The sequence below is a fragment of the Pseudomonas sp. AMR01 genome, assembly GCF_041946035.1.
Classification (GTDB): domain Bacteria; phylum Pseudomonadota; class Gammaproteobacteria; order Pseudomonadales; family Pseudomonadaceae; genus Aquipseudomonas; species Aquipseudomonas antarctica_B.
Genome location: NZ_JAUTYR010000010.1, coordinates 24,932 through 38,334, shown reverse-complemented (window position 1 = coordinate 38,334; position 13,403 = coordinate 24,932). Strand labels below are relative to the sequence as shown.

Genomic DNA, 13,403 nt, shown 5'->3' with positions numbered 1-13,403 from the left:
GTCGGTTGGCTGTTTGTCACCGCTGGTTACTGTGAACTCACTGCCACGAACCAGCAGCCAACCCTTAAAGAGAGAGACCGCCATGAAACTGTTTATCCTCGGCTTTACCGCTTTGCTTGCCACCGGCTCCGTGTTTGCTGCCGACACTGCCTCCGCCGCCGACGTGATCCACGACAAGACAAGCTTCTTCGTGCACCTGGACGTCGATAAAGTGCTGTCGAGCACCGACACCTACGGCCAGTGCGGTATTGTCCCGGCCCGTCTCGACTACCTCGATCATCAGGGCCGTGAACACGTGCTGGACTACCAGGTACAGGGCATCGGTTGCGCCAGTGACAATTGATCCGGCTACACTTGCGCAACGCTATAGACCAGGGCACTTCCCATGAACATTCTTGTTGTCGAAGACGAACCCAAGGCAGGCAATTACTTGCTCAACGGCCTGCAGGAACTGGGCTACTCGGTCAGCCTCGCTCGCGACGGCGTGGACGGGTTGCACCAGGCACTGGAAACGCCCTTCGACGTGATCGTACTGGATGTGATGATGCCGAAAATGGATGGCTGGGAAGTGTTGCGCAGGCTGCGCAAAGAGGCCGACACGCCGGTGCTGTTTCTCACCGCCCGTGACGACATCGCCGACCGCATCAAGGGCCTGGAACTGGGCGCCGATGATTACTTGATCAAGCCGTTCTCCTTCGCCGAACTGGTCGCGCGCTTGCGTACCCTGACTCGGCGTGGTCCAAGCCGCGAAGAAGAACAACTGCAGGTCGCCGACTTGCAAATCGACGTGCTCAAACGCCGCGTCACCCGTGCCGGTACACGCATCACCCTGACCAATAAAGAGTTCGCGCTGCTGCACCTGTTCGCCACCCATCAGGACCAGGTATTGTCGCGCTCAATGATTGCCTCACGGGTGTGGGACATGAATTTCGACAGCGACACCAATGTAGTGGACGTGGCCGTGCGGCGACTGCGCCTGAAAATCGACGACCCGTTTCAGCTCAAGCTGATCCACAGCGTGCGGGGCATCGGCTACCGCTTCGACACCCAGCCATGAGCAACCGTCGCCATTATTCACTGACCCTGCGCCTGGCGTTGATCTTCGCCCTGCTCGCTTTCGCATTGCTCGCCACCCTTGGCGTCGCGCTGTACCGCGAGCTCGAACGTGAGCTGATCAAGCGGGATGACGCAGCGTTGATCTACCGCGCCGACCAGTTGCGCAACCTGCTCAATGACAGCAACACCCTGGACCTGATCAAGACCAAACCGGAGCTGTTTCAGAACATGCTCGGTAACAGCGAGTCGGTGTTGAGCATCGCGGCGCCGGGGCAAAAGCCGTTGCTGCTGGTTAACCCGGGCAACATTGAGATGCCGACCGTAACCCCAGTGCCAAAAAACCGCGCGCTGGGATTTTCCGACGTGCACCATTTACCCGGTGTGAATGGCGTGCCGTTCGCCACTGTAGCCGCCTCCATCGACTCTGGCGACATGGGCAGCCTGCAGGTCACCACCGGGCGCTTGATGACTGAGCGCACCGCCATGCTCGCCAGCTATCGCCTGAGCGTGTTTATTTTGGCGAGCATTGCCGCGATCATCCTCGCCGTGGTGAGCTACGTAATGGTGCACCGAGGCCTGGTGCCATTGCGGCGCCTGGCAAAGCACGTTCAGGGCATTGGCGTGGGCAACCTGGCCGCCCGCCTGGACAGCCACGGTGCGCCGAAAGAGCTGCTGCCAATGATCGACTCTTTCAACACCATGCTCGAACGGCTGGCGAAGGGGTTTGTGCAATTGGGCCAGGTGTCCACGGATATGGCCCATGAACTGCGCACACCAATCAACAACCTGCTGGGAGAAACCCAGGTCGCCTTGCAACAAAGCCGCAACATCGAGAGCTACCAGCAACTGCTGGCCTCCAATGTGGAAGAACTCGAACGATTGGCGCGGATGCTCGACAACATGCTGTTCCTGGCTCGCACCGACCCGGCCAGCGCCCTGCGTCAACGCCAGGAGCTGAGCGCGGCGGATGAAGTGGAACGCATGGCTGACTACTTCGAGGGGCTGGCGAGCGATGTGGATATCCAGATTCTCGCCACTGGCGAAGGCGTGATCTGGGCCGAACCGATGTTGCTGCGCCGGGCCCTGGCAAATTTGTGCGCCAACGCCATCAACTATGGCGCGCCGAGCTCCGAACTGGTCATTCAGGCAGTGCCGGACGCTGAAGGTATAACGCTCAAGGTCAGTAACAGCGGCGAAACCATTCCCGCGCAGCATCTCCCAAGGCTGTTCGAGCGTTTCTACCGCGTAGACGAGTCCCGCGAACGCTCGGCGCAGTCCAATGGGCTGGGGTTGTCGATCGTGGCAACCATCATGCAACTGCATAACGGTCGGTACAGCGTCACCAGTGAGCAGGGTTTAACGTGTTTTGAGTTGTTCTTTCCCGGACGAGAAGACTGAACAGCGCACGCCAGACATCGGCTGTTATTTAGCACGGCCTGAACCGGTTGCTGAGCGATCAAGGCAGGTCAGCTGACCTGCCCGCCGACTTCAACGGCATCCAACTCGGTTTCCCACGCGGCGCAGACTGCCACGCGCAACCCTTCAACCTGCGTTGTCAGCGCCATGGACGGTTTCCCGTAAGCAACCCCTTGCTCCGGCAGATACGGTACGTGGATAAAACCACTGCGCACCGCTGTTCCCGCCAACGCGTGTTGCAACAGATAGAACAACTGATTGCACACGAACGTACCGGCTGTCTGCGAAACCGACGCCGCAATCCCTGCCTCACGCATCGCCTTCACCATGGCCTTTATCGGTAATGTGCTGAAATACGCGGCGGGCCCACCGACGGCAACGGCCGTGTCGACAGGCTGCTCACCCAGATTATCGGGGATGCGTGCATCGTTGACATTGATCGCCACTCGCTCGACGCAGATGTCACTGCGCCCAGGCCCAAGGCCGGTGGCAATCACCATGGCGGGCTGCAATTCGTCGAGCATCTGCGCCAGGCACTGCCCCACCGTAGAAAACGCACAGGGCAGCTGGCGCGCAACAATTTTCACGTCATCACCGAGTTTCATCCCGTCCAGCTGGCGCACGGCTTCCCAGGAAGGGTTGACAGGGTCTGTATCAAAGGGCTCGAAACCCGTCAGCAATACGGTAGGCATCGCGTCCTCACATCAGCAAATACAGCAGGACAATATTGACCACCAACATCATCAGCGCGGTCGGCAGTTGAGCCTTGATCACCGCGTTTTTATCCGGCAGTTCCAGCAACGCCGCCGGGACGATATTGAAGTTCGCGGCCATGGGTGTCATCAGCGTACCGCAGTAGCCGGAGAACATGCCGATCGCCGCCATGACCGCCGGGTTACCACCGTAGATGCCCACCAGTACCGGCACGCCGACACCGCCGGTCATCACCGGAAAGGCCGCAAAACCGTTGCCCATGATCACCGTGAACAGCGCCATGCCCAATACGTACACCATTACCGCGACCAGCTTGAAGTCCAGGTTGATGTAGGTAGTGGTGACATGGGCGACGGCCGTGCCAACGCCGGCTTCGTTGAACAACAGCCCGAGCATTGCCAGCATTTGCGGCAGCACCATGGCCCAGCCGAGTGCTTCAGTCAGGCGCCGCGATTCGCGCAAGGCTTGCACCGGCGTGTCGCGGGTCAGCCAGCACGCCAGGCCGAGGGCGATCAGGCAACCGATGCCCAGGGACACGAACGTGGTGTTTTTCGGGTCCAGCAGCGGCACGCCGCCGATTTCCGTGTGCTTGAGCAGGACCGAGCCAATCACCGTGGTCAGGGGAATGGCCAGTGCTGGAATAAACAGTTTGTGACCAAGGCGACCGGCACTGGCGCGGGCAGCCTTGTCATGCAACTGGTTATGCGTGCCGCGGCCGACACCGCCAAGCCCGGCAATCAGCGCCATCACCACCACGCCTGCGCCGATGACCACTGAGGGCAAGCGCTCACCCACCAGAAATGGAATGGCGAACAACAACCAGAACAGCGCCGTGGACCAGCGTTTGGGATGAGTGCGATCCATCAGGATCATGCCGGCGGTGATCAGCAACAAAACGCCTGCCAGCCAGTAGAGGTATTGAATGGAGATGATCATTGCGCGGCCTCCACCGGGGCCGTCGCACCCGCCATGTCGCGGGTCAGCCTTCGATCAAATCGATGCAGGCGGATGGCGTGGATGATGAACGCGCATATCGCCGTCGGAATGCCCCACACCGCAATGTGCAACGGCTCTACGTCAATCCCCGAGCCGAGCAGGAACGTGTGCATCAGCGCAATCGCACCAAAGGCGACGAAGATGTCCTCGCCAAAGAACAGCCCGACGTTATCCGTTGCAGCGCACATGGCCAACACCTTGTGGCGCAGCTTGTCCGGCAACTTGCCGTAGCGCTTTTCAGCCGCGCCTTCGGCCATGGGCGCCAGCAAGGGCCGCACCATCTGCGGATGCCCGCCGAGGCTGGTCAGCCCCATGGCGGCGGTGGTTTCACGGACAAACAAGTAGATGATCAACAAGCGCCCGACGGTCGCGCGCTCGAAACGCGCGATCCAGTTCTGCGCATGCAGGCGCAGGCCATGACGCTCCAGCAGGCCGATGACCGCCAGGGGCAATAGCAGGATCAGTTGCAGGGCACGGGTCTGAAGGAAACCTTCACCCATGCTGGCGAGAATTTTTTCCAGTGGAAAGTGGGCGGCGAGCCCGGTGGCGATGGCGGCTGCGGTGACCACCAACAGCGGGTTGAAGCGCAATACGAAGCCAACCACGATCACTAGCACACCGATCAATGGCCATAGGTTCACAACAGTTTGCATGGTGGTGAGGTCCTTTAGTGCGCGCTGCGGCGCCATTAAAGCAGGACGTGAGCAAAGGGCTCACAGCATGAAAGTGGCGTGCAGTCGGCTCGGTTTTTTTATTGTTGACCTGAAAGGTCGAGCGTCAGTGGCGGCATCTTTGCCGCTTGGGGCGGGGGGTGTCCAACAAGAAAAATTGTTGCTGCGAACCAATAAATTTTGTGGGGGATAAGCGCCGGGTGATCCGGCGACACCCAGAGATTCAGACCAGACGTTTTTGGAAGAAATGCCGCTGATGGCCCAGCGGGTAATCGTCCATATGACCGAACTCAGTGAAACCCAACTTTCGATAGAACCCTGGCGCCTGGAAACTGAACGTGTCCAGCCAAATCCCCACACACCCCTGCTCACGGGCAAATTCTTCGGCGGTGCGCATCAAACGCGTGCCGGTGCCTTGCGTGCGCATCGCGTCCGGGATACTCAAGAGTTCGACGAACAACCAACCGTAGGAAATCTTCCCATAGAGGCCGCCCACAACCTCTTGGGTCGCGGGGTCGCGCAGTAAAATCCCTACTGTTTCGAACGGCATCGCCCCGGTATGGCTGAGGTTGTAGGCCCTCAGCGGCTTGAGGATTGCCTCACGGTCTTGCTCGGTCACCTTGAACGACACTTCCATAGCCAGCTCCATCTCTACTTCCTCACGTTTAAAGTCCAACCCCCTCGATTATGCACAGCATGCTTGACGATGCTACGTGGCAATGTTGATGGCGCCTGAGGCACACAGTGCGAAGCGTTGCTGCCTCGTTGATGTTTTTTCAAACACTGTCAGTAACAGCTTGCATGCGGTGTTTTTACGCGTCACCGCATTCAGCGCTGTTGCGCCCTGCGTTTCGATACACCGGTGGGATGTGTTGGTCACTTTATGCAATGAGCCAAAGCCTTGAAATGCTTGTGAGTGCACAGGTGCTGCAAGGCGTCGTTTGTGGGGTGGAGCTGCTGGGCTTATTCGCCTTGATTGATGTGAATCGACTGCCGGCAGGGGCCAGAGAAAGTGTGCTGAATCGCTCCAAGTCGGCTCATCCGTGAAGATTCCTGTTCCGCGCCTATACTCAATACAGCCACTGCGCGTTCCCGCGCAGCGCTGACTAAGGGGAAAGCCACTATGTACGCCGGACAAATGGGCATGGCGACAACAAATGGTGAGATACGCTGCCAGATGGTGGTTCAATTCATCTGCCTGCTGTCGGTGGCTTCGCTTTTCTGCTGACTACTGCGCTTCACCCAGTATTGGCTTGAGCGCCAAAGCAGACGCTTGCCATAAATCCAGCGCAAAAAAAAGGCCTGCTCGCCCTCCGGAAAGATCCTTGCGACGAATTTATCGAGCCCTCTAGTTAACCGTACTTGCGGGGGGTTCGTTGACAACGGGATTCGCTACATCTGCTGGCTGCCCAGTCTCTACGTCACGAACTTCGTATCTCCACCAGGTCAACGACGAGATTCCGTAGAGTCCATAAGTGCGGCCGCCTACCAGCACCCAGTCGATATTCGCTTTGGCGACTCAACCAATAAAGGGTTTGATCGTTGTCGAAATTAAATATCGTCACAACTCGACAGCCGAAAACAGCAGTGAGGTCGTTCCTATTACCACCAAACCATGCCCAAACGGACGCACGTATTTAGGGAACATATTCTTCGTCTACTTGATGAAACAAAAATTGCAAATTTCCCCACCTTGTAACTTCAGGACAGCCGAAACCACGTTGGTCAACGCGTGAAGATGTGCAACTCTGGCGGTTGCTGCCAGTAATCAGTGGTATGCAGCGCTAAAGAGAAATCTGCTGGGACTGCTTAATGAATAACGCCTTTAGAAACGTCGCTGAGGGCGAGAAGATGACGAAGCACTACCAGGAGAGGCACGACGAAAAGAAGATCGAGTACCTAGAGGTGGGAGTTTTGCAAAAGTTTTGCAAATCCAAGACAACAAAAAAGGGCTCACCTTTCGGTGAGCCCTTCTAGACCGCCCAGCAGAGCGGATTTTGTTTGGTAGGCGCGATTGGACTCGAACCAACGACCCCCACCATGTCAAGGTGGTGCTCTAACCAACTGAGCTACGTGCCTGCTGTGAGGCGGCATTCTACGGAATTCCGAAGGGGTGTCAACATCTTTTTTGCAGCTAACCCTATGAATATGCGAATTATTTATGGGTGGCGGGTACACCCTGGATTTTCGGGTGGCTGGCAGCCAATTTTCAACTGAGGTAGGATCGCGGCACTCGTAAAAAATATAAAACAGAGGTTCCAGGATGGCGAACACCCCCTACCCCCAGTCGTATTACGCCGCGTCCGCGAATGCAGTTCCACCTCGCCCGATGCTGCAAGGTGAGGTCGAAACGGATGTGTGCGTAATCGGAGCCGGCTACACCGGGCTGTCCAGCGCGCTGTTTCTGCTGGAGAACGGTTTTCGCGTGACGGTACTGGAGGCCGCCAAGGTGGGGTTTGGCGCCTCGGGCCGTAACGGTGGGCAGATCGTCAACAGCTACAGCCGCGACATTGATGTGATTGAGCGCAGCGTCGGCCCCAAGCAGGCGCAGTTGCTGGGACAGATGGCCTTTGAAGGTGGCCGGATCATTCGCGAGCGAGTTGCCAAGTATCAGATCCAGTGCGACTTGAAAGACGGCGGTGTATTCGCTGCTCTCAACAGCAAGCACATGGGCCACTTGGAATCGCAGAAGCGCCTGTGGGAGCGCTACGGCCATACGCAGCTGGAGCTGCTCGACGAGCGCCGCATCCGTGACGTGGTGGGCTGTGAAAACTATGTCGGCGGCCTGCTGGACATGAGCGGCGGGCATATTCACCCGCTCAACCTCGCGCTGGGCGAAGCGGCGGCCGTGGAATCCCTGGGCGGTACGATTTACGAGCAATCGGCGGCGGTGCGCATCGAGCGTGGCGCCAACCCGGTGGTGCATACCGCTGAGGGTAAAGTCAGGGCCAAATTCATCATCGTCGCGGGCAACGCCTACCTGGGCAACCTGGTGCCGGAGTTGGCGGCCAAGTCGATGCCGTGTGGCACGCAAGTGATCACCACTGCTCCGCTGGGCGATGAGCTGGCCAAGACATTGCTGCCCCAGGATTACTGCGTTGAAGACTGCAATTACCTGCTCGACTACTACCGTCTCACAGGCGACAAGCGTCTGATTTTCGGCGGCGGCGTGGTGTATGGCGCGCGCGATCCGGCGAACATCGAAGCGATTATCCGACCGAAGATGATCAAGGCCTTTCCGCAGCTCAAGGATGTGAAGATCGACTACGCCTGGACCGGCAATTTCCTGCTGACCCTGTCGCGCTTGCCGCAGGTGGGCCGCCTGGGCGACAACATCTATTACTCCCAGGGCTGTAGCGGCCATGGCGTGACGTACACGCACTTGGCGGGCAAGGTGCTGGCGGAAGCGTTGAGGGGCCAGGCGGAGCGTTTTGATGCGTTTGCCGACCTGCCGCACTATCCGTTCCCGGGCGGGCAACTGTTGCGCACACCGTTTGCGGCGTTGGGGGCCTGGTATTACGGGCTGCGGGATAAGCTGGGGTTCTAACCCGATCAAACTGTGGGAGCGGGCTTGCCCGCGATGGCGTCGGATCAGTCAACATACTCACTAACTGATACACCGCTATCGCGGGCAAGCACGCTCCCACACTTTTGACCCAGGTGGTCTCTGGACCAAATCGCAGACACAAAAAACCCCGGTCTTTCGACCAGGGTGTTTGCTATCGGATCAAAGAGGCTTAACGCTTTCTTTGTGCTTCAAGGCGTTCAGTGGGCCTTGATGCAGATATGGCGCAGCGGACGGGACTCGAACCCGCGACCCCCGGCGTGACAGGCCGGTATTCTAACCGACTGAACTACCGCTGCGTATCGCTTGACATGCTGAGCGTAAACCCTCAACCGTCTTTAAACATCTGATTGTTCAGCCTCGGCTGTTCAATCTCAAGCCTGACACATCAGACCTGGAAAATATGGCGCAGCGGACGGGACTCGAACCCGCGACCCCCGGCGTGACAGGCCGGTATTCTAACCGACTGAACTACCGCTGCGCGTCGGTGCAACCTTTAACGTTGCGTCTTGCCCGAAGGCAAAACTCTCAAGAAGTGGTGGGTGATGACGGGATCGAACCGCCGACCCTCTGCTTGTAAGGCAGATGCTCTCCCAGCTGAGCTAATCACCCTTTGCTTCGTTGAGGCCGCGAAATTTACGCAGGTAGCGGACCTAAGTCAATAGCCTGCTTGAAGTTTTTCTGAAAAAGGCAAAATTGCTTCAAGACCGCTACCGGCCCTACTCGCTGTAAATCATCTTCTTGCTCATGCCGCCGTCCACCACGAACTCTTGCCCGGTAACAAACCCCGCCTGACGCGACAGTAACCACGCCACCATCGCCGCCACATCTTCAACCGTTCCCACCCTGCCCGCTGGATGCTGGGCGTGATCGGCGTCGGTCAACGGCGCTGCGCGACGCGCTGCCGGATCCCGCGCATCAATCCAGCCAGGGCTGACAGCATTGACCCGCACCTCTGGCCCCAGGCTCATCGCCAGCGCGTGCGTCAGCGCCAGCAGGCCGCCCTTGCTCGCGGCATAAGCCTCGGTGTCGGGTTCCGACTGATGCGCCCGGGTCGACGCCAGATTCACAATCGCGCCACCGTGAGCGCGCAGGTACGGCGCACAGTGTTTAGCGAGCAGCATCGGCCCACTGAGGTTCACCGCCAACACGCGGTTCCAGTACGCCAGGTCCAGGCTTTCCAGGGTGATATTGCGCGGGTCGGCCACCGCTGCATTGCACACCAACGCATCCAGCCGACCAAATTGCCCAAGCACTTCAGCGACACCTTGGGCCACCTGCTTCTCGTCGGCCACGTCCATGGTGATAAACCACGCATTTTCGCCCAACACCTTGGAGACCTTGGAACCGCGCTCGCGGTCCAGGTCGGTCAACACCACCTGCCAGCCTTCGCTGATCAGCCACGCGGCGATCCCCAGGCCGATACCCCGCGCCGCACCGGTCACCAGCGCCACGCGACCGTTACCGGCCGGCGCCGCCTCCATGGACCACTCGATCACAAGGCCGCCAGCCCGCGAGCCAGGTCAGCTTGCAAATCGGCGACATCTTCCAGGCCCACCGCGATGCGGATCAGGCTGTCACGGATGCCGGCGGCTTCACGCTCCTGCGGCGCCAGGCGCCCATGAGACGTCGTGCCTGGATGGGTAATGGTGGTCTTGCTGTCACCCAGGTTGGCGGTGATCGAAATCAGGCGCGTCGCATCGATAAAGCGCCAGGCGCCGTCTTTGCCGCCCTTCACTTCAAAGCTCACCACCGCACCGAAGCCACGCTGCTGGCGCTGGGCCAACGCGTGCTGCGGGTGGCTCTTCAGGCCTGCGTAATACACCTTCTCGATGCCGTCCTGCTGCTCCAGCCACTCGGCCAGGGCCTGAGCATTGGCGCAATGGGCCTTCATTCGCAGGCTGAGTGTTTCCAGGCCTTTGAGGAAGATCCACGCGTTGAATGGGCTCAAGGTCGGGCCGGCGGTGCGCAGGAAGCCCACAACTTCTTTCATTTGCTCGCTACGGCCGGCAACCACGCCGCCCATGCAACGGCCCTGGCCGTCGATAAATTTTGTGGCCGAGTGCACCACGATGTCCGCGCCCAGCTTCAACGGTTGCTGCAACGCAGGCGTGCAGAAGCAGTTGTCGACGATCAGCATCGCGCCTTTAGCGTGAGCGACTTCCGACAGCGCGGCGATATCCACCAACTCGGCGAGCGGGTTGGACGGCGACTCAACGAACAGCAGCTTGGTGTTGGACTTGATCGCCGCGTCCCAGCCGGAAAGATCCGCCAGCGGCACGTAATCCACTTCAACGCCGAAGCGCTTGAAGTACTTCTCGAACAGGCTGATGGTCGAACCGAACACGCTGCGCGACACCAGCACGTGGTCACCAGCGCTGCACAGGCTCATCACCACCGCCAGAGTCGCCGCCATGCCGGTGGCCGTGGCGACCGCCTGCTCAGCGCCTTCCAGGGCCGCGATACGCTCTTCAAACGCACGCACGGTCGGGTTGGTGTAGCGCGAATACACGTTGCCCGGCACCTCACCGGCAAAACGCGCAGCGGCGTCAGCGGCGGTACGGAACACGTAGCTGGACGTGAAGAACATCGGCTCACCATGCTCACCTTCCGGGGTGCGGTGGTGGCCGGCGCGCACAGCCAGGGTATCGAAAGCTACGCCATCGAGGTCGCTGTCCAGCCGACCGGCATCCCATTCCTGACTCATGCTGCGACTCCTCTCTCAACGCTTTATTTAAGATACAAAACCGGCCCCTCAGGGCCGGTGTTTACTCAGTTGTTATACAGATCAATGATCGCGCTGACCGCCTGGGTCTTGATCTTCGACGAGTCATTACGCGCCTGCTCGATCTTGTTCAGGTAGGCCTCGTCGACATCACCGGTCACGTACTTGCCGTCGAACACGGCGCAGTCGAACTGCTCGATCTTTATCTTGCCACCGCCGACCGCTTCGATCAGGTCCGGCAGGTCCTGATAGATCAGCCAGTCAGCGCCGATCAGGTCAGCCACGTCCTGGGTCGAACGGTTATGCGCGATCAGCTCGTGGGCGCTCGGCATGTCGATACCGTACACGTTCGGGTAACGCACGGCTGGGGCTGCGGAACAGAAGTACACGTTCTTCGCACCGGCTTCGCGGGCCATCTGGATGATCTGCTTGCAGGTGGTGCCACGCACGATGGAGTCATCCACCAGCATCACGTTCTTGCCGCGAAACTCCAGCTCAATGGCGTTGAGCTTCTGGCGCACCGACTTCTTGCGCGCGGCCTGGCCCGGCATGATAAAGGTACGACCGATGTAACGGTTTTTCACGAAGCCTTCGCGGAACTTGACGCCTAGGTGGTTGGCCAGTTCCAGCGCGGCGGTACGGCTGGTGTCCGGGATCGGGATCACCACGTCGATGTCGTGCTCTGGACGCTCGCGCAGGATCTTGTCGGCGAGCTTCTCGCCCATGCGCAGGCGTGCTTTATAGACCGAAACGCCGTCGATGATCGAATCCGGACGCGCCAGGTAGACGTGTTCGAAGATGCACGGGGTGAGCTTCGGTGCTACAGCGCACTGACGGGTGTGCAGCTTGCCGTCTTCGGTGATGTACACCGCTTCGCCCGGCGCGAGGTCGCGAATCAGGGTGAAACCCAACACGTCCAGAGACACGCTTTCGGACGCAATCATGTACTCAACGCCTTCGTCGGTGTGACGCTGGCCAAACACGATCGGGCGGATGCCATGGGGGTCGCGGAAACCGACGATGCCATAACCGGTGATCATCGCCACCACGGCATAACCGCCGACGCAACGGTTGTGCACGTCAGTCACGGCGGCGAACACGTCTTCTTCGGTCGGCTGCAGCTTGCCGCGCTGGGCCAGCTCGTGGGCGAACACGTTGAGCAGCACTTCCGAGTCGGAGTTGGTGTTGACGTGGCGCAGGTCAGATTCGTAAATCTCCTTGGCCAGCTGTTCAACGTTGGTCAGGTTACCGTTGTGCGCCAGGGTGATGCCGTAAGGCGAGTTGACGTAGAACGGCTGAGCTTCGGCCGAGGTGGAGCTACCGGCAGTCGGGTAACGCACATGGCCAATGCCCATGTGCCCGACGAGGCGTTGCATGTGACGTTGATGAAACACGTCACGCACCAGACCATTGTCCTTGCGCAGGAATAACCGGCCGTCATGGCTGGTTACGATACCGGCAGCGTCCTGGCCGCGGTGCTGGAGGACGGTTAGCGCGTCATACAGCGCCTGATTCACGTTCGACTTACCGACGATACCGACGATGCCACACATGCGACGCAACCCCTACTTAATGAATCTTGACTGAACCCAACTCACTGAGGCGTTTTGGCCGGTAAGAGGTGTTCCTTGAACGGAAGATCAGCGGGTATGCTGATTCCGCTGGCCAGCCACTGACTGCTCCACCCCAAAATGAGGTTTTTGGACCAATCTGCAACCAATAGAAATTTTGGCACGAGTACCGACTCTTGCCACCACAAATCCTGCTGTACTGGCCCCAGGCTCAACAGCCCGACCGCCACAACCACCAGCAACGCGCCACGCGCAGCGCCGAAGGCCATACCGAGAAATCGATCGGTCCCGGAGAGGCCGGTGACACGTATCAACTCGCCAATAAGATAATTGACCATTGCCCCCACCAGCAGCGTGGCGATGAACATGATGGCGCAGCCCGCGATGACGCGAGCCGAAGGTGTTTCGATGTACCCGGCCAGGTAAACCGACAGTGAACCACCGAACATCCAGGCGACGACTCCTGCGATGATCCAGGTCAGCAACGACAGTGCTTCTTTTACGAAGCCGCGGCTTAGACTGATCAAAGCGGAGATGGCGACGATTGCAACGATCGCCCAGTCAACCCAGGTAAATGGCACAGTGCAGCCTACGGACAGATGAGGCGGCGCATTTTAGCAGAGCGCCGGGCTATCGGTAAGCTGTGATTGCGGGTGCTTTGCAAATCAATGGGTTGTGCCGAGCCCACC

The 13,403-nt window shown here is 59.2% G+C and carries 12 protein-coding genes and 4 tRNA genes; 4 read left to right on the top strand and 12 right to left on the bottom strand.

What is annotated here, in order from left to right; translation table 11 throughout:
* The first annotated feature begins 82 nt into the window (after positions 1–82).
* The 3 genes from Q7C20_RS11715 to Q7C20_RS11705 are packed head-to-tail and all read left to right on the top strand — an operon-like array spanning position 83 to position 2,454.
* Complete coding sequence (locus Q7C20_RS11715; RefSeq protein ID WP_375067463.1) at positions 83–343, top strand: DUF2790 domain-containing protein; 261 nt, start codon at positions 83–85, stop codon at positions 341–343.
* Positions 344–385: 42 nt separating this feature from the next.
* Positions 386–1,057: a heavy metal response regulator transcription factor gene (locus Q7C20_RS11710; RefSeq protein ID WP_375067462.1), complete on the top strand. Its 672-nt coding sequence runs from the start codon at positions 386–388 to the stop codon at positions 1,055–1,057.
* Positions 1,054–2,454 (top strand): heavy metal sensor histidine kinase, encoded by a 1,401-nt coding sequence (locus Q7C20_RS11705; RefSeq protein WP_375067460.1) that lies wholly within the window; start codon positions 1,054–1,056, stop codon positions 2,452–2,454. The genes Q7C20_RS11710 and Q7C20_RS11705 overlap by 4 nt, the downstream gene beginning before the upstream one ends.
* A gap of 68 nt (positions 2,455–2,522) precedes the next feature.
* Here Q7C20_RS11705 and pcp read toward each other — a convergent pair whose 3' ends face one another.
* From pcp to Q7C20_RS11680, 5 genes are all read right to left on the bottom strand, one after another.
* On the bottom strand, positions 2,523–3,164 hold the full coding sequence (pcp, locus tag Q7C20_RS11700) for a pyroglutamyl-peptidase I (protein WP_375067459.1): 642 nt from the start codon (positions 3,162–3,164) through the stop codon (positions 2,523–2,525).
* 7 nt (positions 3,165–3,171) lie between these two features.
* On the bottom strand, positions 3,172–4,122 hold the full coding sequence (locus Q7C20_RS11695) for a DUF979 domain-containing protein (RefSeq protein ID WP_375067458.1): 951 nt from the start codon (positions 4,120–4,122) through the stop codon (positions 3,172–3,174).
* A complete protein-coding gene (locus tag Q7C20_RS11690; protein WP_348059590.1) occupies positions 4,119–4,835 on the bottom strand; it encodes a DUF969 domain-containing protein in 717 nt (238 codons plus the stop codon). The genes Q7C20_RS11695 and Q7C20_RS11690 overlap by 4 nt, the downstream gene beginning before the upstream one ends.
* Positions 4,836–5,076: 241 nt before the next feature.
* Entirely contained in the window at positions 5,077–5,502 is a 426-nt protein-coding gene (locus tag Q7C20_RS11685; protein WP_375067456.1) for a GNAT family N-acetyltransferase, read from the bottom strand.
* A gap of 1,353 nt (positions 5,503–6,855) precedes the next feature.
* Positions 6,856–6,932, bottom strand: a tRNA-Val gene (locus tag Q7C20_RS11680).
* A 184-nt stretch (positions 6,933–7,116) separates the two neighbouring features.
* Here Q7C20_RS11680 and Q7C20_RS11675 point away from each other — a divergent pair.
* Positions 7,117–8,400, top strand: coding sequence for an NAD(P)/FAD-dependent oxidoreductase (locus tag Q7C20_RS11675; RefSeq protein WP_375067455.1), 1,284 nt, complete (start codon positions 7,117–7,119; stop codon positions 8,398–8,400).
* Positions 8,401–8,640: 240 nt separating this feature from the next.
* Here Q7C20_RS11675 and Q7C20_RS11670 read toward each other — a convergent pair.
* From Q7C20_RS11670 to Q7C20_RS11640, 7 genes are all read right to left on the bottom strand, one after another.
* A tRNA-Asp gene (locus Q7C20_RS11670) sits at positions 8,641–8,717 on the bottom strand.
* A gap of 105 nt (positions 8,718–8,822) precedes the next feature.
* Positions 8,823–8,899 (bottom strand) — tRNA-Asp (locus Q7C20_RS11665).
* Between the two features lie 55 nt (positions 8,900–8,954).
* Positions 8,955–9,030: transfer RNA gene (locus Q7C20_RS11660), tRNA-Val, on the bottom strand.
* 107 nt (positions 9,031–9,137) lie between these two features.
* On the bottom strand, positions 9,138–9,902 hold the full coding sequence (locus tag Q7C20_RS11655) for an SDR family oxidoreductase (protein ID WP_348061308.1): 765 nt from the start codon (positions 9,900–9,902) through the stop codon (positions 9,138–9,140).
* A gap of 11 nt (positions 9,903–9,913) precedes the next feature.
* On the bottom strand, positions 9,914–11,125 hold the full coding sequence (locus Q7C20_RS11650; protein ID WP_375067454.1) for an O-succinylhomoserine sulfhydrylase: 1,212 nt from the start codon (positions 11,123–11,125) through the stop codon (positions 9,914–9,916).
* Positions 11,126–11,190: 65 nt separating this feature from the next.
* Complete coding sequence (gene purF, locus Q7C20_RS11645) at positions 11,191–12,696, bottom strand: amidophosphoribosyltransferase (protein ID WP_348061302.1); 1,506 nt, start codon at positions 12,694–12,696, stop codon at positions 11,191–11,193.
* 41 nt (positions 12,697–12,737) lie between these two features.
* Positions 12,738–13,295: a CvpA family protein gene (locus Q7C20_RS11640; protein ID WP_375067453.1), complete on the bottom strand. Its 558-nt coding sequence runs from the start codon at positions 13,293–13,295 to the stop codon at positions 12,738–12,740.
* Positions 13,296–13,403 lie beyond the last annotated feature (108 nt).